The 23,109-nt window shown below is 65.7% G+C and carries 24 protein-coding genes; 11 read left to right on the top strand and 13 right to left on the bottom strand.

Annotated elements, in window-relative coordinates; all coding sequences use genetic code 11:
* Positions 1-62: 62 nt before the first annotated feature.
* From BM436_RS36200 to dapC, 5 genes are all read right to left on the bottom strand, one after another.
* On the bottom strand, positions 63-443 hold the full coding sequence (locus tag BM436_RS36200; protein ID WP_143133129.1) for a hypothetical protein: 381 nt from the start codon (positions 441-443) through the stop codon (positions 63-65).
* Complete coding sequence (locus BM436_RS14400; protein ID WP_093556224.1) at positions 440-805, bottom strand: hypothetical protein; 366 nt, start codon at positions 803-805, stop codon at positions 440-442. The genes BM436_RS36200 and BM436_RS14400 overlap by 4 nt, the downstream gene beginning before the upstream one ends.
* 65 nt (positions 806-870) lie before the next feature.
* Complete coding sequence (locus BM436_RS14395) at positions 871-2,007, bottom strand: PilT/PilU family type 4a pilus ATPase (RefSeq protein ID WP_093556223.1); 1,137 nt, start codon at positions 2,005-2,007, stop codon at positions 871-873.
* 82 nt (positions 2,008-2,089) lie between these two features.
* The gene (dapD, locus tag BM436_RS14390) at positions 2,090-2,917 is read right to left on the bottom strand and encodes a 2,3,4,5-tetrahydropyridine-2,6-dicarboxylate N-succinyltransferase (RefSeq protein ID WP_093556222.1); all 828 of its coding nucleotides are present in this window, start codon (positions 2,915-2,917) and stop codon (positions 2,090-2,092) included.
* A 12-nt stretch (positions 2,918-2,929) separates the two neighbouring features.
* On the bottom strand, positions 2,930-4,144 hold the full coding sequence (dapC, locus tag BM436_RS14385) for a succinyldiaminopimelate transaminase (protein ID WP_093556221.1): 1,215 nt from the start codon (positions 4,142-4,144) through the stop codon (positions 2,930-2,932).
* 364 nt (positions 4,145-4,508) lie between these two features.
* On the opposite strand from dapC, the gene BM436_RS14380 reads away from it, so the two are divergent.
* Both BM436_RS14380 and BM436_RS14375 read left to right on the top strand, forming a co-directional pair.
* Positions 4,509-5,006 (top strand): VOC family protein, encoded by a 498-nt coding sequence (locus tag BM436_RS14380; protein ID WP_093556220.1) that lies wholly within the window; start codon positions 4,509-4,511, stop codon positions 5,004-5,006.
* Between the two features lie 23 nt (positions 5,007-5,029).
* Positions 5,030-5,419 carry a VOC family protein gene (locus BM436_RS14375; protein WP_093556219.1) on the top strand — a complete coding sequence of 130 codons (390 nt, stop codon included), beginning with the start codon at positions 5,030-5,032 and terminating at the stop codon, positions 5,417-5,419.
* A gap of 1 nt (position 5,420) precedes the next feature.
* Here the strand turns inward: BM436_RS14375 and BM436_RS14370 are convergent, their stop codons facing one another.
* Positions 5,421-6,131 carry a Mut7-C RNAse domain-containing protein gene (locus BM436_RS14370; protein ID WP_093556218.1) on the bottom strand — a complete coding sequence of 237 codons (711 nt, stop codon included), beginning with the start codon at positions 6,129-6,131 and terminating at the stop codon, positions 5,421-5,423.
* A gap of 50 nt (positions 6,132-6,181) precedes the next feature.
* Here BM436_RS14370 and BM436_RS14365 point away from each other — a divergent pair, with 50 nt between their 5' ends.
* Positions 6,182-6,499: an eCIS core domain-containing protein gene (locus BM436_RS14365; protein WP_093556217.1), complete on the top strand. Its 318-nt coding sequence runs from the start codon at positions 6,182-6,184 to the stop codon at positions 6,497-6,499.
* A gap of 11 nt (positions 6,500-6,510) precedes the next feature.
* Here BM436_RS14365 and BM436_RS14360 read toward each other — a convergent pair whose 3' ends face one another.
* The gene (locus tag BM436_RS14360) at positions 6,511-7,479 is read right to left on the bottom strand and encodes a dipeptidase (RefSeq protein ID WP_093556216.1); all 969 of its coding nucleotides are present in this window, start codon (positions 7,477-7,479) and stop codon (positions 6,511-6,513) included.
* Positions 7,480-7,599: 120 nt separating this feature from the next.
* Between BM436_RS14360 and BM436_RS14355 the strand changes: the two genes are divergently transcribed.
* Together BM436_RS14355 and BM436_RS14350 are read left to right on the top strand one after the other, a co-directional pair.
* Positions 7,600-8,844 (top strand): DEAD/DEAH box helicase, encoded by a 1,245-nt coding sequence (locus BM436_RS14355; RefSeq protein ID WP_093556215.1) that lies wholly within the window; start codon positions 7,600-7,602, stop codon positions 8,842-8,844.
* A 177-nt stretch (positions 8,845-9,021) separates the two neighbouring features.
* Positions 9,022-11,088, top strand: coding sequence for a response regulator (locus BM436_RS14350; RefSeq protein WP_093556214.1), 2,067 nt, complete (start codon positions 9,022-9,024; stop codon positions 11,086-11,088).
* Positions 11,089-11,097: 9 nt separating this feature from the next.
* On the opposite strand, the gene BM436_RS14345 is transcribed toward BM436_RS14350, so the two are convergent.
* The 4 genes from BM436_RS14345 to BM436_RS14330 are packed head-to-tail and all read right to left on the bottom strand — an operon-like array spanning position 11,098 to position 14,398.
* Positions 11,098-11,757: a hypothetical protein gene (locus BM436_RS14345; protein ID WP_093556213.1), complete on the bottom strand. Its 660-nt coding sequence runs from the start codon at positions 11,755-11,757 to the stop codon at positions 11,098-11,100.
* On the bottom strand, positions 11,754-12,701 hold the full coding sequence (locus BM436_RS14340) for an MlaD family protein (protein WP_093556212.1): 948 nt from the start codon (positions 12,699-12,701) through the stop codon (positions 11,754-11,756). The genes BM436_RS14345 and BM436_RS14340 overlap by 4 nt, the downstream gene beginning before the upstream one ends.
* A 9-nt stretch (positions 12,702-12,710) precedes the next feature.
* Positions 12,711-13,508 (bottom strand): MlaE family ABC transporter permease, encoded by a 798-nt coding sequence (locus BM436_RS14335; RefSeq protein WP_093556211.1) that lies wholly within the window; start codon positions 13,506-13,508, stop codon positions 12,711-12,713.
* A gap of 23 nt (positions 13,509-13,531) precedes the next feature.
* Positions 13,532-14,398, bottom strand: a complete 867-nt coding sequence (locus tag BM436_RS14330) for a LysR family transcriptional regulator (protein WP_093556375.1) — start codon at positions 14,396-14,398, stop codon at positions 13,532-13,534.
* 112 nt (positions 14,399-14,510) lie between these two features.
* Between BM436_RS14330 and BM436_RS14325 the strand changes: the two genes are divergently transcribed.
* From BM436_RS14325 to BM436_RS14315, 3 genes are all read left to right on the top strand, one after another.
* Positions 14,511-15,914: an MFS transporter gene (locus BM436_RS14325; protein WP_093556210.1), complete on the top strand. Its 1,404-nt coding sequence runs from the start codon at positions 14,511-14,513 to the stop codon at positions 15,912-15,914.
* A 234-nt stretch (positions 15,915-16,148) separates the two neighbouring features.
* Complete coding sequence (locus BM436_RS14320) at positions 16,149-18,968, top strand: M16 family metallopeptidase (RefSeq protein ID WP_093556209.1); 2,820 nt, start codon at positions 16,149-16,151, stop codon at positions 18,966-18,968.
* A 55-nt stretch (positions 18,969-19,023) separates the two neighbouring features.
* Positions 19,024-19,224, top strand: coding sequence for a hypothetical protein (locus BM436_RS14315; RefSeq protein WP_093556208.1), 201 nt, complete (start codon positions 19,024-19,026; stop codon positions 19,222-19,224).
* Between the two features lie 13 nt (positions 19,225-19,237).
* Here the strand turns inward: BM436_RS14315 and BM436_RS14310 are convergent, their stop codons facing one another.
* Positions 19,238-19,627: a VOC family protein gene (locus BM436_RS14310; protein WP_093556207.1), complete on the bottom strand. Its 390-nt coding sequence runs from the start codon at positions 19,625-19,627 to the stop codon at positions 19,238-19,240.
* 64 nt (positions 19,628-19,691) lie between these two features.
* Between BM436_RS14310 and BM436_RS14305 the strand changes: the two genes are divergently transcribed.
* The 3 genes from BM436_RS14305 (at position 19,692) to BM436_RS14295 (ending at position 22,336) form a co-directional block, all read left to right on the top strand.
* Positions 19,692-21,140 carry a cytochrome P450 gene (locus BM436_RS14305; RefSeq protein ID WP_229490289.1) on the top strand — a complete coding sequence of 483 codons (1,449 nt, stop codon included), beginning with the start codon at positions 19,692-19,694 and terminating at the stop codon, positions 21,138-21,140.
* A gap of 55 nt (positions 21,141-21,195) precedes the next feature.
* Positions 21,196-21,723 carry an SRPBCC family protein gene (locus BM436_RS14300; RefSeq protein WP_093556206.1) on the top strand — a complete coding sequence of 176 codons (528 nt, stop codon included), beginning with the start codon at positions 21,196-21,198 and terminating at the stop codon, positions 21,721-21,723.
* 181 nt (positions 21,724-21,904) lie between these two features.
* The gene (locus tag BM436_RS14295; RefSeq protein ID WP_229490287.1) at positions 21,905-22,336 is read left to right on the top strand and encodes a hypothetical protein; all 432 of its coding nucleotides are present in this window, start codon (positions 21,905-21,907) and stop codon (positions 22,334-22,336) included.
* Between the two features lie 278 nt (positions 22,337-22,614).
* Here BM436_RS14295 and BM436_RS14290 read toward each other — a convergent pair.
* The coding region (locus tag BM436_RS14290) for an RNA-guided endonuclease InsQ/TnpB family protein (RefSeq protein ID WP_143133127.1) at positions 22,615-23,109 on the bottom strand (495 nt) is incomplete at its 5' end.

Below are 23,109 nucleotides of genomic sequence, written 5' to 3'. Positions count from 1 at the left end.
TCTGCTCAACAAAGTCCAACATGATACGCGTTAGCGCTACATCACGCTTCGAGTGATGCTTGTCAGCCTCTCGATGACGCGAAGTCCGGCAGGTGCTCACCGAAATAGGCGATGGTCTTGGTCAGCCAAGTCAACTCGGCCCAGTTTAGTTCCACCGGGCTAAGGATTTCCACCAATTGCTCATCTTCGAAAATCATCAGTCTGGAAGAGTGGTCCTCATGCACTGGAAATAAATGATGTTCATTGCGCCAGTCCGCGCGGTCGGCCAGGACATATTGCATGTTCTTGCCATCTTCGAGCGCTGATGCCGCGAAACGCCATTTCGCTGGGCACAGGCCGCGGAGAATTCGCGGGGGCGCATTTCGGTCCACCTCTTTCCACTTGAGCTCGCCGCTTTCAGTCCGCCGGACGATGTCCTTGTAGAGACTTTTTGCGGGAGTCATAAGTCCTCCGTGTCGTACGATGCCAAGTCGGCAAGCGCTTCCATCAGCTCAGATGCCACGCGGTGTTCCAGTGCGCGGTGAACGGCCAGGATGGCGCGGCCCTTCGGCGTGAATTTGTTCCACGGTCGAACCGGCAGGTTGCGCAATAAGCTGGCTATCTTGGCGCGGTTCTGGGGATGGCGCAGTTGGCCGCGGCGGCAGATGTCCATCAAGTCCGCCACGAGTCCGTGCAGACGCTGCCGCCTTCTCAATCTGATTATAGTCGCCTTGACGTTGCGAACAAGCGCGGCTGTGACGAGCGAGACGGCATGGCCGGCGATCGACGCCCAGCCTGAGTAAAAAGCGAGCTGATCCGGTGACATGGCGCCTCCAGCCGCGAGCAAATCCCATGTTTACTACGGCTGGGGCGGAGCGGCGTTGCGCGGGCTCAGGTGTTGAGGGTGAATTCCGTGAACGACGTCTCGGACGACGGGGCCTTCTGCTCGGCCTCGTCGTTCTTGCTGTCGGGCCCATTGTTGAGCAGCCACAGCAGGTTGGTGGCCGAGTCGGCGTTGGCGAGGGCCTCTTCCTGGCTGATCTGGCCGTCCTGCACCAGCTTGAACAGCGCCATCTCGAAAGACTGCGAGCCGGCCGACAGGCTCTTCTCCATCGCTTCCTTGATCTGGTTGATCTCGCCCTTCTCGATCAGTTCGGAGATGTGGCGCGTGTTGAGCAGCACCTCTACCGCGGCCGTGCGCGTGCCGCCGTTCAGCGAGCGGATCAGCCGCTGCGAGACGATGGCCTTCACCGTCGACGACAAGTCCTGGAGCAGCGCCGCGCGGTTCTCGATCGGATAGAAGCTGATGATGCGGTTCAGCGCGTTGTAGCTGTTGTTCGCGTGCAGCGTGGCCAGCACCAGGTGGCCCGATTGCGCGTAGGCCAGCGCCGCCGCCATGGTTTCCTTGTCGCGGATCTCGCCGATCAGGATGCAGTCCGGCGCCTGGCGCATGGAGTTGCGCAGCGCCGTGTAAAAGTCCTTGGCGTCGCTGCCGATCTCGCGCTGGTTGACGATGGATTTCTTGTTCTTGAACAGATACTCGATCGGATCCTCGAGCGTGAGGATGTGGCCCGAGCGCAGCTCGTTGCGGTGGTCCAGCATCGAGGCGATGGTGGTGGACTTGCCGGAACCGGTGGAGCCCACCAGCAGCAGCAGGCCGCGCTTTTCCATGATCAGGTCCGCCAGCACCGTCGGCAGGCCCAATTCCCCGAGCACCGGGATGTTGGCGGGCACGAAGCGGAACACCGCCGAGATGCTGCCGCGCTGGCGGAAGGCCGACAGGCGGAAGCGCCCCAGGTTGGGCACGGACACGCCCATGTTCAGCTCATTGGACTGCTCCAGCTCCGCCAGCTGCTCGGGCGAGCAGATCTCGGACAGCAGCGCGTGGATGTTTTCCGGCTCCAGCTTTTGCTGGTTGATCGGAATGAGGTTGCCGTTGATCTTGATATGGACGGGGGAATTGACCGCGAAGAACATGTCCGACGCGTTCTTTTCCTTCATCAGCTGGAACAGGCGATCCATGGCCATGGTGGCTCTCCTCAAAGGCAAAACCAGATGCGGAAGCCGGGGTCAGACCCATTGGGACTGACCCCGGATGTTGCGGTTGGGTTTAAACGCCGCGCAGCAGTTCGTTGATGCTGGTTTTGGAGCGGGTCTGCGCGTCCACGCGCTTGACGATCACCGCGCAGTACAGGCTGTACTTGCCGTCGGCCGAGGGCAGGTTGCCCGACACGACGACGGAACCGGCCGGCACGCGGCCGTAGGTGACTTCGCCGGTGGCGCGGTCGTAGATCTTGGTCGACTGGCCGATGTACACGCCCATCGAGATCACCGAGTTCTCTTCCACGATCACGCCTTCGACGATCTCCGAACGCGCGCCGATGAAGCAGTTGTCCTCGATGATGGTCGGGTTGGCCTGCATCGGCTCCAGCACGCCGCCGATGCCGACGCCGCCGGACAGGTGGACGTTCTTGCCGATCTGCGCGCAGGAACCCACGGTGGCCCAGGTGTCGACCATCGCGCCCTCATCGACGTAGGCGCCGATGTTGACGTAGGAAGGCATCAGCACCACGTTCTTGGCGATGAAGGAACCGCGGCGGGCGACGGCCGGCGGCACCACGCGGAAACCGCCGGCCTGGAAATCGGCCTCGGTGTAGTTGGCGAACTTGGTCGGCACCTTGTCGTAGAACTGCATGGTGCCGTCGGACGGCAGCACCACGTTGTTCTCCAGGCGGAACGACAGCAGCACGGCCTTCTTGATCCACTGGTTCACAACCCAGGTGCCGGTGTCCTTCTGCGCCACGCGCAGCGAGCCGTTGTCCAGGCCGGCCAGCACGTGCGAGACGGCGTCGCGCAGTTCGGCGGTGCCGTTGCCAGGATTGATCTCGGCGCGGTTATCCCAGGCTTGTTCGATGATGTTTTGCAGTTGTTGGGTCATGATGGATCTTCTTTATTTGGACAGGGTTTTGCAGAATTGGACAATGCGGCGCGCCGCCTCCAGGCCTTCCTCGGTCTCGGCGACCAGCGCCATGCGGATGCGGTTGCGGCCCGGGTTGATGCCGTGCGCCTCGCGCGCCAGGTAGCTGCCGGGCAGTACGGTGACATTATATTCGGCGTACAGGCGCTGCGCGAACTCCGCGTCCGACAGGCCGGTGCGGCTGACGTCGGCCCACAGGTAGAAGCCGGCGTCCGGCAGCGCCACGTCCATCACCTCCTGCAGCAGCGGGGTGATGGCGGCGAACTTGGCGCGGTACTGGGCCCGGTTGGCTTCGACGTGGGTCTCGTCGTTCCAGGCCGCGACCGACGCAGCCTGCACGGAAGGGCTCATGGCCCCGCCGTGATAGGTGCGGTACAACAGGAATTTTTTCAGCACCTCGGCGTCGCCGGCCACGAAACCGGAACGCATGCCAGGCACGTTGGAGCGCTTGGACAGGCTGGAGAACACCACCAGGCGCGCGTAGGGGCGCTCCACGGTGGACAAGCCCAGCATGTGGGCCGCCTGCAGCGCGCCCAGCGGCTTCTCCTCGCCGTGATAGATCTCCGAATAGCACTCGTCGGAGGCGATCACGAAGTCATAGCGCTCGGACAGGGCGAACAAGTGTTCCCAATCCGTCAGCGACAGCACCGCGCCGGTCGGATTGCCCGGCGAGCAGACGAACAGCAGCTGCACGCGCTCCCACACGGAGGAGGGCACGCTGTCGTAATCGCAGCCGAAATTGCGGGCCGGGTCCGAATTGACGAAATAAGGCTCGGCGCCGGCCAGGTAGGCCGCGCCTTCATAGATCTGGTAGAACGGATTCGGCGACACCACGACCGCCTTGGCGGCCGGATCGATGACGGTCTGCGCCAGCGCGAACAGCGCCTCGCGCGAACCGTTCACGGGCAGCACCTGGGTGGCCGGATTCAGCGCCGGGATATCGTAGCGGCGCTCCAGCCAGCCGCAGATGGCGGCGCGCAGCGCCTCCGAGCCGATGGTGGTCGGATAGGTCGCCAGGCCGGCGATGTTATCGACCAGCGCCTGCTGGATGAACGGCGGCGTCGGATGCTTGGGTTCGCCCATGCCGAGGCTGATGGCGGAAAACGCCGAGTTCGGCGTCACCTTGGCGAAAAGTTGGCGCAGTTTTTCGAACGGATACGATTGCAGCTTATCGAGATGTGGATTCACGGGCGGACCAGGAAGCGGAAAAGTTAAGCAGGGAGCCGGTCATTATAGCGCCAGCCGGCCCCGCCGGTACGCCCCCGCCCAGATGACAACTATTTCATTGCCACTTTAATATCGGTGTCAGGCGTGACATTCGGACACGAGCCCGGCGGTGGACGGCGCCGCCGGCCGGTCTTCGGAGGCCGCGTGATCCCTAATCCAGTTGGCGCCGGTGCGCGCAGGCGCCCAGGGAAGTAGTAAGATGGACAACCTTGCCGCGTGCTGAAATAAATTCGCGCCGTGTGTCGATATTCCCCAGTCCCGTCCGTCGTGTCGTTACATGGTCAAACATGGAAACACCCTTATCCATTCATCAAGGAGGCGTAACATGGCTAGCATCAATCAAATCGTTCCCTGCCTGTGGTTCGACGGGCAGGCGGAAGACGCGGCGAACTACTACGTCGGCATCTTCGACAACTCCAAGATCACCCAGGTGTCGCACTACAGCGAGGCCGGCAAGGAATACCACGGCCACGAGCCGGGTACCGTGCTCATGGTCTCGTTCGAGCTGAACGGCCAGCCCTTCACCGCGATGAACGGCGGCCCGCAGTTCAGAATCAACGAGGCCATCTCCTTCCAGGTGATGTGCGAAAGCCAGCAGGAAGTCGACCGTTTCTGGTCTAAACTGACCGAGGGCGGCCCCGTCGAGGCGCAGCAGTGCGGCTGGCTCAAGGACAAGTTCGGCGTCTCCTGGCAAATCGTGCCCAGCGTGATGATCGAGATGCTCAAGGACGCCGCGTCCCCCAAGGCCCAGCGCGCGATGAGCGCCATGATGCAGATGAAGAAACTGGACATCGCCGAACTTCAGCGGGCCTACGCCGGCTGACGACAGAACGAGGAGAGCAAAGCATGCAAGCGCAGCCACTTATCGCAGTGCGTGACGTAGAGGCCAGCAGCCGCTGGTACCAGACCCTGCTCGGCGCCCGCAGCGGCCATGGCGGCAAGGACTACGAGCAACTGATGTTCGACGGCCGCATGATCCTGCAGCTGCACCGCTGGGAAGCGCACGGCCACCTGCACATGGGCGATCCCGAGGTGCGCCCCTACGGCAACGGGGTGATGCTGTGGTTCCTGACCGAGGACTTCGACGACGCCGTCGACCGCGCCACGGCCATGAGGGCCGACGTGCTGGACGGACCGCGCGAAAACCGCAACGCCTCCCACCGCGAAATCTGGCTGCGCGACCCGGACGGCTACGTGGTCGTCATCGCCGGGCCGTACGGGGACGTGGGCATGTAGGCTACAGCGCGCCCACGCTTTCAAGCAGCGCCTGCATGCGGCGCCAGTGCGAGCCGCGCCAGAACACGCCGCGGCAGACATCGCAGGTGAGGAAGTGCTCGTGCGCGGCGCGCACGGCGGGCGGCAGGGCGTCCTCCACCTGCGCCTTGGCCACGGGCCGCAGAGGCGCGTTGCAGGCCAGGCACAGCGAGAACGGGCGGGCGCGGTCCGACAGGTCCAGCCGCCGCATCATCTCCCGCAGTTGCTGCTCCGGTTTCAGCGCGCGCACGTAGCAGCCGCGTTCTACTTCCCTGCGCATCAGCAGGTCGCGGTCGCGCGTCAGCACGATGCGATCTTCGGCCGCCGCCGAGGCCGCGAGCTCGCCGTCCTCGTAGTTGTTGTCGTAGAGGGTGTCGAATCCCGCCATGCGCAGCAGGCGCGCCAGGCCGCCGAGATGCGCGTCGGCGACGAAGCGCGGTTCGCCCTGCACGCCGGCCGGCCACGCCGGCGGATGCACCTCCACGCTGTCGCCGTCGCACAGCAGACGTCCCAGCGGCGATGGCTCGCCGTTCACCAGCACCCGCCCCACCTCCGTATGCGGCACGCCCAGCGCCTCGATCATGTGCTTGGCCGTGGCCGCCCGCGCGCATGGCGCCGTGAACGGATGGCCGCGCCGCGCGTGGGCAAGAAAATCGTTCAGCTCGGCGAAAAAATGAAATGTTGCCGTCACCATGATGTGGCTATCATAATGGACCGTCCACAGCGTCCTTAAGGAGAAAGTTCATGGCCATCGAAACCCCTGGTTTGCCCGACAAGCTGAAAAGCGGCATCGAGTCGCTGTCCGGCTTCAGCATGGATCACGTGCGGGTGCACTACAACTCGCCCCAGCCGGCGCGGCTCAACGCCCATGCCTACACGCAGGGCAGCGTGATCCACCTGGCGCCGGGATGCGAACACCATCTGGCGCACGAGGCGTGGCACGTGGTGCAGCAGGCGCAAGGCCGCGTGGGCGCGATGGCCCACAGCCATATCGGCCTGGCCACCGACGAGGAAGCGCTGCGCGTGGAGCGCGACCTGCTGGCCAGGCGCACGCCGCTCTAAGCCCGTCCGCTCTAAGCGTGCCGCCAGGTCTGCTGCGCCACGCGCATCATATTGCGGCCCAGGACCATCTCCACCTCGCCGACCGACATGCCGACCTTGCGCAACTCGGCGCCCAGCGTGCGCCAGACGTCCGGCGGCGTGAAGGTGGGCGGCGAGTCCGCGCTGTAGCCGGCGGAGGCCGGCCACCAGTAGGACGGATCGAACCCGCCCGGGGGCGTGTCGTCCAGCTCCTTCTGCTGGAAGCAGATGTCCAGGCCGATGCCCACGTGCTCCACGCCCGCCAGCTCCGCGATGTAGGCGGCGTGGCGCGCCACGTCGGCCGCGCAGGGCTTGTCGCTGCCCAGGAACCACGACAGGCCGGACACGCACACCACGCCGCCCGTCGCCGCGCAGGCCAGGATCTGCTCGTCCGTCACGTTGCGGCCGTGCGGCGTGAGCGCGTAGGCGTTTGCGTGGCTGAAGATCACCGGCTTGCTGGACGCGGCCATCACGTCGAGCGAACAAAGGCGCCCGCTGTGCGCGCAATCCATCAGGATGCCCGCGTCGTTGATCGCCTCCACCATGCGGTAGCCCAGCGGCGTCAAGCCGCGCGCCTCGTCGTGGCAGCCGTCGGCCGCGTCGTTGTTGCGGTTGTAGGCCAGCAGGATCTGGCGCACGCCCAGCTCGCGGTACAGCGCCGCCATGTCCGGCTGCTCCAGCAGCGGCAGCGAGCCTTCCAGATCGAAACCGATGGCCAGCTTGCCGTCCGCCGCCGCCTGGATGATGTCGTCCACGGTGGAGGCCAGCACGTAGCGCTCCGGATTGGCCGCGATGGTGGCGCGGTAGCCGGCGATCACCGACATCACCTGCGACAGCGGATTCATGTCCGCGCCCACGTTCAGGGACAGGTAATTGACCCCGGCGGCGCGCAGTTGGTCCACGGGCGAAAAGTCCGCGAGCGGATGCTGCGGCAGGCAGATATGGGCGTCCCAATTGATCATTTTAATTATTATTCGGCGTGTAAAAGTTGGCAATAATCCCACGAAAGCCGGGATAGGGCAACCTGCGTGGCAACTCGCGTATACTAGCGGGTTCTCCAGAATACACACTACAAGGCCGCCATGTCATTTTCCACACTGGGCCTCGCACCCTCGCTGATCAACGCCGTCGCCGAAATCGGCTACACCGAACCGACCGCCATCCAGACCGCCGCCATCCCCGCCGCCCTGCGCGGCGAGGACGTGCTGGGCGCCGCGCAGACCGGCTCCGGCAAGACCGCCGCCTTCGCGCTGCCGATGCTGCACGCGCTGCTGGCGCGCAAGGGCGGCCCGCGCGCGCTGCACGGCCTGGTGCTGGTGCCCACGCGCGAACTGGCCGCGCAGGTGGGGGAGGCGATCCGCAAGCTGGTGCAGCACCTGCCGGAGCCTGTGAAAGTGTCCATCCTGTTCGGCGGCGTATCCATCAACCCGCAGATGATGGCGCTGCGCGGCGGCGCGGACATCGTGGTGGCCACCCCGGGCCGGCTGCTGGACCTGATCGACCACAACGCGCTGAGCATCTCGTCGGCCTCCATGCTGGTGCTGGACGAGGCGGACCGCCTGCTGGACCTGGGCTTCAGCGAAGAGATCAACCGCGTCCTCGCGCTGCTGCCCGCCAAGCGCCAGAACCTGTTCTTCTCCGCCACGTTCCCGCCGGCCGTGCAGGCGCTGGCCGGCAAGATGCTGGACAAGCCGGCGCGCATCGAAGTGGCGTCCGCGCCCGAGCACGAGCCGGACATCCAGCAGCGCGCCATCCTGGTGGACGAGTCGCGCCGCCTGCAGTTGCTGAAGCATCTGATCAAGGAGAACAAGTGGAGCAGGGTGCTGGTGTTCGTGGCGACCAAGTACGCGTCCGAGCACGTGGCGGACAAGCTGCGCCGCAACGGCGTGCGGGCCGAGGCTTTCCACGGCGATTTCAGCCAGGGCGCGCGGACCGAGGTGCTGGCCGACTTCAAGGCTTCGCGCATGCATGTGCTGGTGGCGACCGACATCGCCGCGCGCGGCATCGATATCGTGGAGCTGCCGGTGGTGGTGAACTTTGATTTGCCAAGGTCGCCGGCGGAGTACACGCACCGGATCGGCCGGACGGGACGCGCGGGGGCCAGCGGCATCGCGGTCAGCTTCGTCACCGCCGCGACGGAGCCGCATTTCAGGTTGATCGAGAACCGGCAGAAGGTGCGGGTGCCGCGCGAGCGGATTATGGGGTTTGAGCCGGCCGAGCAGGCGCCGGTGGCGGGTTCCGTGACCGATACCGTGAACGGCGGCATCAAGGGGAAGCGGAAGAGCAAGAAGGATAAGTTGCGGGAGGCGACGGCTGTGGCCGAATAATGCCGTGTTGGCTCGGATCGTGATCTTTGCTGTCCGCAGTGGCCGGTAGCGGACGTTGTGATGATTTATCTGTCAAGATGTATCGAAGCGAGATATCGGGCCTGAAGGTTTGGCCCGGATACATGGCCCTGAAATTTAGGGAAGCTAACTTGTTTGGCGTTGCTGGATGATCGACTTATGGAATCGACAGTTCAAAGTGAAGAATTCATCAGGTTGAATTTCCCCAGGCTGGCGGCTGCACTGGAATACATGCCGGTTGGGGTTACCATTGTTGATTGCGACTTGACCATCAGGTTTTGGAATCCGGCCTTTTCGCAATTGCAGGGGTTTCCGGCCGAGGTGATGCATCCTGGCGTCACCATGGCCGAAGTGTTCCGTTTCATCGCGTTGCGCGGGGACTATGGGCCGGGCGACGTCGACGACCTGGTGGCCACCCGGGTGGCACTGTGCTTGAAGTTCCAGCCCCACAATTTCACTCGAGTCAGGGTGAACGGTGTAGTGCTGAATATTATTGGCCGCCCAATCTATGGCATAGACGGTACGGTAAGTGGTTTCGTCACCATTTATCACGATGTGACCTCCGAGAGGCGCTACGAGGAACAGCTCGAGGCCAAGAATAAAGAACTGCAGCAGGCCAAGCAACTGGCCGAGGCGGCGAGCATGGCCAAGGGGCAGTTCCTGTCCAATATGAGTCACGAAATCCGCACTCCGCTGAACTGCGTCATCGGCATGGCCTATTTGGCTTTGAAGACAGACCTTGACCCGCGCCAGCGCGACTATCTGGAAAAAATCCGCTTCGCAGGCGAGCACGTGCTGGGCATCATCGACGACATTCTCGACATTTCCAAGATCGAGGCCGGCAAGATGGAACTCCAGCACATCGATTTCTCACTCGACCAAGTGGTGCAAACGCTGACAACGGTGATGGCGCCGAAGGCCGCCACCCGCAACCTGGAATTGGTGTTCGACCTCGATCCCACCTTGCCGCCGGTGCTGGTGGGCGATCCGCTGCGGCTGGGACAGGTGCTCATTAACTACGCCAACAACGCCATCAAGTTCAGCGAGCAGGGGAGGATAGAGATCCGCGCGCGCAAGATGGTCGGCGACGCCAACGATTGTCTGGTGCGTTTCGAAGTGAGCGACCAAGGCATCGGCCTGTCCAAAGCGGAGATGGCCAAATTATTTGTCTCGTTCCAGCAAGCCGACACGTCGACCACGCGGGAATACGGTGGCACCGGCCTCGGCCTGGCAATCTGCAAGGAGCTGGCCCAGCTGATGGGCGGCGGTGTTGGCGTCCACAGTCAGCCCGGGGTCGGCAGCACGTTCTGGTTCACGGCCCAACTCGGCGTATCGTACAAGACCATCCCCACGCTCATCAACCAGATCGGCGACGCGGCCGGCGAGCTGCTGGCCAGCGCCCACACGTCGGCCATGATGGCGGCGCTGAAGGCGGCCCGCATTCTGCTGGTCGAGGACAATATCTTCAACCAACAAATCGCGCAAGAAATGCTGGAGGAAGTGGGCGCCGTCGTTTGCCTCGCCAACAACGGCGCCGACGCGCTCGAGCTGCTGCGCAGGGCCGATTTCGACTGCGTTTTGATGGACTTGCAAATGCCGATCATGGATGGGCTGGAAGCGACCCGCCGCATCCGCGCCGACCCGCAACTGACCCATATGCCGGTGTTGGCGATGACGGCCACCGCCACCACCGAAGCGCGGATGCGCTGCGTCGATGCAGGCATGAACGATTTCATTTCGAAGCCTGTCCAGCCAGCCGTGATGTACCAGACCGTCGCCAATTGGCTGCCTCGGTCCGTGCCGGAGGGAGAGCCGCTGCCGCCGCACCCGCCGGCGCCAGCCTTCAATTCCACATTCGGCGGCGACTCCGCCGTGATCGACTTGTCGGTGCTGGCTGCGCTGCTAGGTTACGACCCGCGGAAGGTGCGCAAATTCGCCTTTAAATTCCTGCTCAGCTCGCAGGAAGGCGTCCGTGACATGGAGGCCGCGCTGGCGCGTGGCGAGGTGCAGACGGTGCGGGAACTGGGCCACCGCATCAAATCGGCGGCGCGCAGCGTCGGTGCTTTCGGCATGGCCGATTTGTGCCAGGACTTGGAGCAACTCGCGCAGGGGGATGCGGCCAGCGAGGTGGCGGGCGCCCTCTCCATAGTGGCGCAACTGAAAGACATGTTGCAACAAGTGACGAAGCAAGTCATGCTGAACACCGCTGGTTCCGCTGATGGTTGAGCTGCTTTCCTATTCCGACGCCAACGCAATGCGCCGCCGCAGGCGCGCCGCGGATTCGGCATCGCCAGCCTTCTCGGCCCGCATCGCCTGCGCGTTCAGCCACGCCAGCAATGGCCTGCGCCAACCCTGTTCGGACGCGGTATCGACCGCCGCCGTCAGCACCTCCGGCGATGCCCGGTTCGCACGCAGCACAGCCCCCGCCGCCACCAGCCGCGATAAGGGATCCTTGACCGCCGCGACCGCCGCCCCGGCCGCAACCTCGCTGGCGGCACCGGCCGCCGCCCGGTGCTGCTCGGGCAGCAGCGCCGCATCCGCCGCAGGCAACCGCCCGGCCAGATAAGCCGCGTATGCCACATCAGCGGCGGTGGCATCCTGCCGCAACACCTCAAACCCCGGACACTCCTCAAACACCAGCGCCGCCACTCGGCTCGCGCAGCGCGCCAGTTCCGCGCGTATCGCCAGCTCGATCTTGCCGGTGCTGGCGATCTCCCTGCGCGCCCTGGTGAATTCGTTCTGCTCCACATTGTCCTTGCCGCCCATGTAGGCGGCCGTGGCGCGCTCCAGCGAGCTGTGCGCGTTCATCTGCCAGTCCGGCACCGGTGGATTGTTGCCGCATGCGCTGAGCGCCGCCACCGCGGCAGCGGTGGAAAAGAGGGTACGCATGGTCATGGGACTTTGATCTCCGTATCGCGCTTGAACGGCCATTTGCGGTTGATCTCATTGATCAACTGCTCGATCTTGCGCAGGTTGGTGTCCACGTCCGCGCGCAGGGCGCCCAGGTCCTGCGTGGCGATGCGGGCGTTGGCGCCGACGGCTTGCGCCTCGGCCAGCACCGCGTCCATCTTCTTCAGGCTCACGCGCGCGTCGGCCAGCAGGCCGTTCAACTGCACCACGGCGGCCTGCGTGTCCGTCATCACGCCTTTTTTGCCGAACACCTGCTTGTCCGCGTTGGCGATCAGGCTATCGGCTTTGACGATCAGCGAATTGGCGTTCTGCAGCAGCTGCTGCGCCTTCTTCTCGTCCCCGGCCAGGAAGCCCATCGCGCCGCCCGGGCCGTTGAGGCGCTCGGTCATGCCCTGCACGTTCTTCAAGCTGGCTTGCAGCGCGGATTCGGCGGCGGTGAGGTCGTTCAGGTTTTGCAGCAGGTCCCGCGCGGCGGACAGCAGGCGCGGGATTTCGGCGCCCACGTCGCCCACCAGCAGCTCGCGCGTCGCGCCATCGGGCAGCGGCGGATCTGCCGGCAGGCCGCTGAACGCGCGCAGCTTGGCGCCGCCCACGATGCCGCGCTCCAGCGTGAACACGCTGCTGGTGCGCAGCCAGTGCGCGTCCTTCTTGGTCACGTCCACCAGCACGCGGGCCTTGCCGTCCGGTCCCAGTTCGATGCGCTGCACGCGGCCGACGGGGAAGCCGGCGAAGGTCACGTCCATGCCCACGCCCACGCCGTCCGAGTCGTCGGCCGTGAGCACCAGGCGCTGCGTGGCTTCGAAGGCGCCGCGCGCGTACAGCAGGTAGATGGCGGTGCCGGCGATGAGCACCACCATCAGCACCAGCAGCAGCGCCGCCTTGAGTTCTGCGTTGCGAACCGGAGGGGCTTCGGTTTGCGGTTCTGCCATCGGTATTCCTTAGTAGTAGTTGCCCATCAGGGACGCGGCTTCGATCAGCAGCAGCACGGAGAACATGCGCACCATGTCGGACAGGCCGTACACGTGGCGCAGCCGTTCGCTGGAGCCGTGGTAGGCGGAGGCCAGCGGGATCAGGCCGACCGCAAAGCTGAAGAAGACGATTTTGAGCACCAGGATCAGCGTCACCGCCGGGTTGAAGATCTGTCCCACCACGCGCGTGTAGCCTTGCAGCGCGTAGGGGTTGATGCCGTAGATGGAGAGATAGGCCAGCACCAGCGTGAGCACGCAGCTGATGGCGCCCAGCAGCCACACGGCGAAGATGCCGGACACCGCGCGCGGGAAGAATTCGCGCCGCAGTCCCGTCACGCCGTGGTAGCGCGCGTCGCGTTCGCCGGCGGCGCTTAGCCGCGCGAATTCCACGCCGGCGGGCAGGGTGCTGCGCAGGGCGACGAAGAGCGCGGCGATCAGCGGGATCAGTTCCAGCACCAGCACGCGCACCACCATTTCCAGCGCGTAGCGCGACAGGCCGTAGCTGGCCGAGGTGACCACCACCACGCGGATGATGACAAGGCTGATCAAGGTGGCCAGCAGCGAGAACCACAGCAGGTGGGGCGCGCTGCCCAGCACCAGGTGGCGGGCGAGGGCGGTGCGTTGCGCGGCGCGGTAGCTGGACGGCATCAGCGCCAGCGAGGCCACCAGCACGGCGAAGTGCACCAGCTGCCACCAGCTGGTCAGCCAATCCAGCGCCCAGCGCTGCATCTCCTTCAGCGGGGCGAAAAACGATGCCTGTGTGTTCATCCTTGCAATCTTAGCATTCCGGTTTATTTGCCGGGGAACGATTCGATGATGGCGTCCGCCGCCGCGCGCACGCGGGCGCTGCGATTGAGGTCGGAGTGCATCACCAGGTAGACCTCGTAGTGGTGTTCGCGTTCCGGCAGGATGCGCACGATTTCCGGCATCAGCTCCGCCATGTGGATGGCCAGTTCTCCCACGCCCAGGCCGGCCCGCACGGCTTCGTGCAGCATCAGGCCCGTGTTCACCTCCATCGCCACGCGGGCGTTGGCCACCGGCTCGCCGCAGATCTTTTCGCCGTGGCGCGGGGCCACGCTGGCCTGGTAGATCACGATGTCGTGCCCCGCCAGCGCGTTGCCGCCGGCGGGCACGCCGCGCTTTTCCAGGTAGGCGCGCGACGCGTACAGGCCCAGCGTGCGGCGGGTGAGGTGGCGCGAGATCAGTTCCGGGCTGGTGGGGCGCACGGTGCGGATGGCGATGTCGGCTTCGCGCCGAGTCAGGCTGGAGAGCTGGGTGGAGGCGCTGAGCACGATGCGGATGTCCGGGTGGCGCTCGTGCAGCCGGCGCATGGCGTCGATGACGAAGTGGGCGGCCATGGTGTCGGAGGTGGCCACGCGGATGGCGCCGGACAGGCGGTTGTCGATGCCCTGCATTTCGCGCTGCAGGCGGTCGGCGGCGGCCTCCATCTGTTCGGCGGCGCTGGCGGCCAGGTCGCCGGCGGGCGTGGCGACGTAGCCGCTGGGCGTGCGCAGGAACAGTTTGGCGTTCAGCGCCTTCTCCATCGCGGCCAGGCGGCGGCCGACGGTGGCCTGGTCGATGTCCAGCTGCGCGGCGGCCCCGCGCAGGGTGCCGGCGCGGTGGATGGCGAGGAAGATGCGGGCGTTGTCCCAGTCCATGGTCTTGCTGCTCCTGCTGATGCATTTTTGCATCGGAGTGCTGATGGTATGCGTGTTTACTGCATCATGCAAGCGGACTAGCATGCCAGTTAATGCATGTTGGGAGTGAAAAATGAACGGAAGCACCTGTACCGCCCCGCCCGGGGCCGCGCTGCCCGGCGCCGTCCCCCGGTCCGGCACGCTGACGCTGGCCACGCTGGCGGTCGGCTTCATCATGGCGATGATCGATCTCACCGCCGTCAACACCGCGCTGGCGGACATCGCGCGCGACCTGTCGGTGCCGCTGTCCGGCCTGGTGTGGGTGGTGGACGGCTACACGCTGACCTTCGCCGCGCTGCTGCTGGCCGGCGGCGCGCTGGGGGACCGCATCGGCGCGCGCAAGGCGTATATCCACGGCCTGGGCGCCTTCCTGTTCGCGTCCGTGCTGTGCGCGGTCGCGCCGGGCGGCGCCACGTTGACGGCGGCGCGCCTGCTGCAGGGCGCGGGCGCGGCGCTGTTCCTGCCCAGCTCCTTGAGCCTGCTCACGCACACCTTCGAGGACGACCGCGTGCGCGCCCGCATGGTGGGCACCTGGTCCGCCATGGTGGGCGCGTCGTCGGCGGTGGGGCCGCTGGTGGGCGGCATCCTCGTGCATGAATTCGGCTGGCGCAGTGTGTTCTGGGTCAATGTGCCACTGGGCTTGCTGGGCATGGCGCTGGCGTGGAAGGTGATCGTCGACGCGCCGCCGCAGCCGCGTCCCTTGTCGCTGGCCAGCCATGGGCTGGGCGTGCTGGCGCTGGCGGGACTCAGTTTCGTGCTGATCGAGGGGCCCGTGCTGGGCTGGGGTTCGGCGGCCGTGCTGGGCGCGGCGGCGGCCACCGCCGTGGTCGCGGCCACGCTGATCGCGCGCGAACGGCGGGCGGCCCATCCCATGCTGCCGCGCGCGCTGTTCGCCACCGGCAGTTTCGCCGCCGCCAACGGCACCGGATTCCTGATCAACCTGGCCGTGTTCGGTCAGCTTTTCCTGCTGAGCCTGTACCTGCAGGCGCGCGGCGCCGACGCGCGGCGCACGGGGCTGGCCTTGATGCCGATGATGATGGCGTTCACGGCGGGTAACTTCTCTTCGGGCCGCATTTCGGGCAGGTTCGGGCTGCGCCTGCCGCTGTTGGCCGGCTTGTCCGTGGGCGCGGCGATGGCGCTGGTGCTGGTCGCGCTGTCGTGGACCATGCCGCGGGCGCCGTTCGGCGTGCTGCTGGGGGTGATCGTGCTGATGAACATCGCCATCGGCGTCGCCATTCCGGCCATGACGGCCACGGTGATGCAGGTGGCGGGCAAGGCTTATGCGAACAGCGGCGCGGCCGCGCTGAACGCCAACCGGCAGATCGGCGCGCTGGTCGGCGTGGCGCTGATGGGGTCCATCATGCACGCGCTGCCGGCGTGGGAGGCGCGGCTGCCGCTGGCCTTCGGCGTGGCAGCCGTGTGTTTCGCCGGCGCGTGGCTGCTGGTGCATCGCCACGTGAAATTCGAGCTAACGTAATTCGGGGACAGACCCTCGCGCCACTCGCCGTCGCAAGGGCATGGGACGCGGAACGCGGGTCTGTCCCCGGTTTGCGCCGCGGCTGGGCGATCACACCGCTGATCGTCCCACCGGAACCCGCCCACGGCCGCGCCAAACACGTATGATGGGTTAGCCTGCCGCGCCCGCCGCTGGAATTGCTCCGGCGATGGTGATCGTGTAATGTAGGAAACTTTCATACTTGGCAACGAATACATGACCATAGCGAAATTGCGCATCATTTCGGCAGCTGTCCTGCTGAGCTGCTCCCTGATGGCCCAAGCCGCCATCAACCTGGCCGACCAGATCCCGGTGGCGCCGGACGTCAAGGTGGGCAAGCTGCCCAACGGCCTCACCTACTACATCAAGAAGAACGGCCGCCCGGAAAAGAAGCTGGAACTGCGCCTGGTGGTGAAGGCCGGCTCCATCCTGGAGGACGAGGACCAGCGCGGCCTGGCGCACTTCACCGAGCACATGGCCTTCAACGGCTCCACCAATTTCAAGCGCCACGAACTGATCTCCTACCTGCAGTCCATCGGCGTGAAGTTCGGCGCGGACCTGAACGCCTACACGAGCTTCGACGAAACCGTCTACATGCTCCCGATCCCCACCGACAAGAAGGAAAGCGTGGAGAAGGGCTTCCTGGTGCTGGAGGACTGGGCGCACGGCCTGACCCTGAACGACGCGGACATCGACAGTGAACGCGGCATCGTGCTCGAGGAACTGCGCGCCGGCAAGGGCGCCAGCGACCGCATGAACAAGCAGCTGTGGCCCAAGCTGTTCAACGGCTCGCGCTACGCGGACCGCCTGCCGATCGGCAAGGAGGAAACGCTGAAGTCCTTCAAGCCGGAGGCCATCAAGCGCTTCTACAAGGACTGGTACCGGCCGGACCTGATGGCGGTGATCGTGGTGGGCGATATCGAGCCGGCCGAGGCGGAGCGCCTGGTGCGCCAGCATTTCGGCAAACTGAAACAACCGGACAATCCGCGCCCGCGCGTCTACGCGCAGATCCCGTCGCGCACCGCCTCGGAGTCGCTGGTGGTGACGGACAAGGAGGCCGCCGGCAACATGGTGTTCATCCGCTATCCGATCGAGCGCGACATCGACCGCGGCGACTTCGCCGACTACCGCGAGCAGACCGTCGAGCGCCTGTACAGCGCCATGCTGGGCCAGCGCATGGCGGAGCTGACGCAGCGCGCGGACCCGCCCTTCATCCAGGGCGGCAGCAGCCGCGGCAAGGTGGCGCTGGGCTACCGTTCGTTCCAGGCCGGCGCGGTGCTGGGCAAGGGCGGCGCGTTGCCGGCCATCCAGGCGCTGGTGCAGGAGGACGAGCGCGCGCGCCAGTTCGGCTTCACCGCGTCCGAGCTGGAACGCACCAAGAAGAACATGCTGCGCGGCGTGGAGCGCAGCTACGCCGAGCGTGACAAGTCCGATTCGGTCAGCCATGTCGGTGAATTGATACGCAACTTCCTGGAGAACGAGCCCATCCCCGGCATCGCCAACGAGTACCAGTACCTGAACGAGCTGATACCCGGCATCACGCTGGACGAAGTGAACGCCGCGATGCGCAAGGCGGTGCCGTCCGGCCAGCCCAAGCTGGTGGTGTACATGGGCAGCGACAAGGCGGAGACGCCGGTGCCCAAGGGCGAGGAGCTGCTGGCCGCCGTCAACGCGGCCGAGGCGGCGCCCGTCAAGGCGCAGGAGGAAAAGGTCTACGCCACGCAGTTGATGGACACGCCGCCCAAGGCGGGCACCATCGTCAAGGAGACGGTGGACAAGGCGCTGGGCACCACGGAGCTCGTGTTGAGCAATGGCGTGAGGGTGGTGCTGAAGCCCACGGACTTCAAGAACGACCAGGTGCTGATGGGCGCGCACCGCCCCGGCGGGCAGTCGCTGTACGAGCAGAAGGACTTCTTCAACGCGCGCTACGCCAGCACCATCGTCAGCCAGATGGGCCTGATGAACTACTCGCCGCTGGAGCTGGGCAAGGTGCTGGCCGGCCGCACGGTGAACTCGGGCGCCTCCATCGTCGAACTGTCCGAGGGCCTGCGCGGCAACGCCTCCAGCGCGGACCTGGAGACCATGCTGCAGCTGGTGCACCTGCAATTCACGCAGCCGCGCAAGGACGCCGGCCTGTACGCGTCCTTCATCGGCAAGCAGCGCGAGATGGCGCGCACCACCTTGTCCAACCCGGACGCGCTGTTCGCGGACACGCTCATCGCCGCCATGTACAACAACAATCCGCTGGTGCCGCGGGTGCCGCGCGTGGAGGACTTCGACCGCATCCAGCTGGACCGCGTGCTGGAGATCTACAAGGAGCGCTTCGCCAGCGCCAGGGACTTCAGCTTCTTCCTGGTCGGCAGTTTCGACGTGGCCAAGGTCAAGCCGCTGCTGGCCACCTACCTGGCCAGCCTGCCGGCGCCGGCCATCCCGGCGGCCTACCGCGACCAGGGCGTGCGGCCCGTGAAGGGCGTGGTCAAGACGGCCGTGTACAAGGGCACGGAGCCGAAGAGCAAGGTGACGCTGGTGTTCAGCGGCGACGCGGCCTATTCGGAGGAGGAGCAGATGCGCTTCCAGGCGCTGCTGGAGGTGGCCAACATCAAGCTGATCGAGGTGCTGCGCGAGAAGATGGGCCTGATCTACAGCGGCCAGATGGGCGGCGGCATGGCCAAGCATCCCTACGGCAGCTACAACATCACGGCCTCGCTGCCCTGCGCGCCGGACAATGTGGACATGGTGGTGACCGCCGCCATGCGCCTGATCCGCACGCTGCAGGAGGAGGGGCCGGACCCGGCCGACCTGGCCAAGGTGAAGGAGAACTGGACCACCAACCACCGCAAGTCGCTGCGCGAGAACGGCTACTGGCTGGGCCGGTTGCAGTCGGCGCACATGAACGGCACGGACCCCGCGTCCATCCTGCACTACGCCGAGCGGGTGGCGGAAATCAAGCCGGCCGACGTGCAGGCCGCGGCCAAGCGCTACTTCAATCTGGAGAACTACGTGCAGGCCGTGCTGTACCCGGAAGCCAAGCAGTGAAAGGCGATGCTGCTACACTACGGGGTGCGGCATCGACTTTATAAAGGTAGCAAGCATGGCTAAGAAGAAAGAAGAACTGGATCCGGAAACCCTGGAGCTGATCCACTGGTGCATCGAGGTGGAAGGCTGGCTGGTGAAGGGCGGCGCCACGGTGGAACAGGCGCAGGATCACATCGAGGAACAGATCGAATGGTTCACCGATCAGTTCTACGACGGCTTGACGCCGGAAGAGGCCGCGAAGGAAGCGCTGGCCTGACGGCTCCGCCCGGCTACTCTTCCCGGTGGCAGCAGACGCACAGTTTGTTGCCGTCCGGGTCGCGGAAATAGGCGCCGTAGTAGTGGGGGTGGTATTCTGGCCGCAAGCCCGGTTCCCCCTCGCTCACGCCGCCATGCGCCAGCGCGCTGGCGTGGACGCGGTCCACGGCCGCGCGCGAATCCGCCAGCAGCGCCACCATCTGGCCATTGCCCGGCCTGGCCTCCCCCTCGTAAGGCGCCCCGACCAGGAACAACGGACGGGGCGCGTCCACCGGCATCCAGCCCGCCCACGGGCGGCTGTCATCCCTGAACTTCAGCGGCAAACCCAGCTCGGCCATCAATGGCTGGTAGAACGCGTACGCGCGTTCGAAGTCGGCCACGCCGATAAAAACGTGGGAAAACATCGTGCATCCTTTTTAAAAGTAGTGGCGTAATATACAACATCACGCACCTTGAAAGGGAAGCACCATGGCCGAGAAGAGCATGGCGGCGTCCGCCGCCGCCGGAACGGACGGCCCGCCGCGCGGCATCGCGGACCTGCCCGGACCGAGGGGCGTGCCCCTGCTGGGCAGCGCGCGCCAGATCGACTCCAAGCGCTTCCACCAGACGCTGGAGAACTGGGCGCGCGAGTACGGCCCCGTCTACAAGTTCAGGGTGCCGGGACGGCTGTTCATGGTGGTGTCCGACCGCGACGTCATCGCCTCCATCCTGCGCGACCGGCCGGACATGTTCCGCCGCTCGTCGCGCACCGCCAGCATGCTGGAGGAGGCCGGCACGCGCGGCCTGTTCACGGCCGAGGGCGAGGAGTGGCGCCGCCAGCGCAAGCTGGCCATGCGGGCGCTCACGCCGGAGGTGGTGCACCGCTTCTTTCCCACCTTGGTGATGATGACCGAGCGCCTGCTGGCGCGCTGGCGGGCGATCCTGGCCGACGGGCGCCAGGTCGACGTGCTGCGCGATCTGAAAGCCTACACGCTGGACGTGACCATCGGCCTGGCCATGGGGCAGGACATCAATACGCTGGAGCACGAGGACAATCCGCTGCAGCGCGACATCGAATTCCTGTTCGGCATGGTGGCGCGCAGGCTGACCGCGCCGTTCGCCTACTGGCGCCTGTTCAAGCTGGGCGTGGACCGCGAGGCCCAGGCCGCGCATGGGCGCATCCAGCGCGCCGTCACCGGCTTCATCGCCGAGGCGCGCGCCCGCCTGCAGGCCGATCCGGCGCTGCGCGGCAAGCCGTCGAACATGCTGGAGGCGCTGGTGGCCGCGCGCGACGAGCCCGATTCCGGCTTCACCGACGCCGAGGTGATCGGCAACGCCATCACCATGGTGTTCGCCGGCGAGGACACCACGTCCAACTCCATCGCCTGGCTGCTGCACCTGCTGTCGCGGCATCCCGATGCGGCGCGGGCGGCGGCGGACGAGGCCTGCGCGGTGCTGGGCGCGGACACGGTGCCGCGCGACCACCATCTGCTCGACAGCCTGCCCTACATCGACGCTGCCAACCGCGAAGCCATGCGCTTGAAACCGGTGGCGCCCTTCATGGCGGCCGAGCCCAACGTGGACACGGTGGTGGACGGCGTGCGCACGCCGGCCGGCACCATCATCTTCCTGCTGCTGCGCCACGCGGCCGAACGGGGCGGCGACTTCGCGCACCCGGAGCGCTTCGACCCAACGCGCTGGCTGCACGCGGCCGAAGCCGCCATGGACCCCGGCCGCAAGCTGTTCCCCTTTGGCGGCGGGCCGCGCTTCTGTCCGGGCCGCTACCTGGCGATCGCCGAGATCAAGATGGTGATGGCGATGATGATGCGTAATTTCACGCTGGCCCTGCAGCCGGGCGCGGCGCCGGTGGAGGAGCGCTTCACCTTCACCATGACGCCCAGCGCCTTGCCGGTATTGCTGAGCGCAAAACAACCGTGATAATCTTGCGTTTTCGGCAAGCGCCGAACCACGACAAAGACAAGCAGGGGGACACATGCTCAAGAAAATAGCCATCGGTATCATCGCGGTCGTCGTCATCATCCTGGGCCTGGCGCTGACCCAGCCCAATTCCTACACCGTCACGCGCAGCGCCACCATCAAGGCGCCGCCGGAGAAGATCTATGGCCTGATCAGCGACTTCCACAACTGGACCCTGTGGTCGCCCTGGGAGCACCTGGACCCGAACATGAAGCGCACCCACAGCGGCGCGCCGGCCGGCGTGGGCGCCGTGTACGGCTGGGAAGGCAACGACCAGGTCGGCGCGGGGCGCATGGAGATCACCGGCGCGGCGGCGCCAAGCAAGGTCGACATCAAGCTGGACTTCCTCAAGCCCTTCGAGTCGCACAACACCACTGTGTTCGCGCTGGCGCCGGAGGGCGATGGCACCAGGGTCACGTGGACCATGTCCGGCCCCAGCGCCTTCATGACCAAGTTGATGGGCGTGTTCATGAGCATGGATTCCATGATCGGACCGGATTTCGAGAAGGGCCTGGCCAGCATGAAGGCGGTCGCCGAGAAGTAAGCGGCCCCCAAACCGGGGACAGACCCTCCGCGCCACAAGCCGCGGCAAGGGTAGGGGGCTCGGATCGCGGGTCTGTCCCCAGCGGTGCGGGGATTGTCCATTTGCGTGCGCGAGCGGACAGTGGGAAACGGCCGGCCGGGATATACTGGACGCATCCAACGCCGTTTTGCGGAGGTTCGCCATGAGAATTCTGACCAGCATCGCGCTGGCCTGCACGATTGTGGGTGCGGTCGCCAGCGTGTCCGCCGCACCGGTGAGGGAGGATCATCCCATCGTGGGAACCTGGCGCTTCGTGCTGCCGGACGGTTCCTGCCACGAGGTCTACCGCATGCGGGCCGACGGCACCGCGCTGATCACCAGCGCCGCCGAGATCGCCGAGACCGAATTCGTCATCGACGACCAGCCCGACGCCGAAGGCTTCTACAAGACCTCCGACAAGATCATCAAGGACAACGGCAAGCAGGACTGCAGCGGCCAGGTGACCGAGGTGGGCCACGCGGTCGCCAGCTTCATCCTGTTCCACCCCTCCGGCAATATGTTCCTGATGTGCCTGGAGCGCAGCATGGACGCCTGCCTCGGCCCCTTCGTGCGCGTGCGCGGCAGCGAGATCTGAACGCTATCGGTTGTTCCGCGTCTGTTCGCGCCACGCGCCCGGATTGACGCCGGCCCAGTCGCGGTTCTAATGGCCTGCGAGACCGGCATCATCGCCAACACCCAATACATTGAACTCACGTCATTCATTCCGTTCTATCCCGCCCTATCCCTCGGCGGTGCCTAGTGGCTGCAGCACGGAGGTGCAGATATTCCGCGGCTACTGGATGTTGACTTCCTCTCCCCCTCAACCTTCTGTTGCCGCCGACGCGGAAAAGGGGAAGGATTCCTACGGCGCTGTCACCGATCGAGCCGGTTCGAGCCGCTTCGGCGGGTTCCTACTGCTGGCGACCTTGCAGCATCGCTCACTTCATAGGCGCATCGGGCGTGTCCCGCCCTGAGGATGTTGATCGCGCCGACCAGGTCGGCATGTTTTGAATATCCGCACGCCACGCACGCGAACACCGCTTGCGTGCGCCGGTTGTCGGCCGATACATGGCCGCAGCCCGGACAGGTCCGGCTTGTGTCGCGCGGCGACACCGCCACCAATATGCCGCCGCGCCACGCCAGCTTGTAAGCGAGCTGGCGGCGGAACTCGTACCAGCCCTGATCGAGGATGGCCTTGTTCAGGCCCGATTTGGCGCGCACATTGCGCCCCGGTTCGACGCGATCGCCCGCCGCCGATGCCGACATGTTTTTGACCTTCAAGTCCTCGACGCTCACCATCGCGTGGTTGTTGCAAATAGTGGTCGTGGCCTTGTGCAGGTAGTCGCGGCGGGCATTGCCGATGCGGGC

The sequence above is a fragment of the Pseudoduganella namucuonensis genome (genome assembly GCF_900116645.1).
Classification (GTDB): Bacteria; Pseudomonadota; Gammaproteobacteria; order Burkholderiales; family Burkholderiaceae_D; genus Rugamonas; species Rugamonas namucuonensis.
This window is presented reverse-complemented; position numbering and strand designations above follow the sequence as displayed.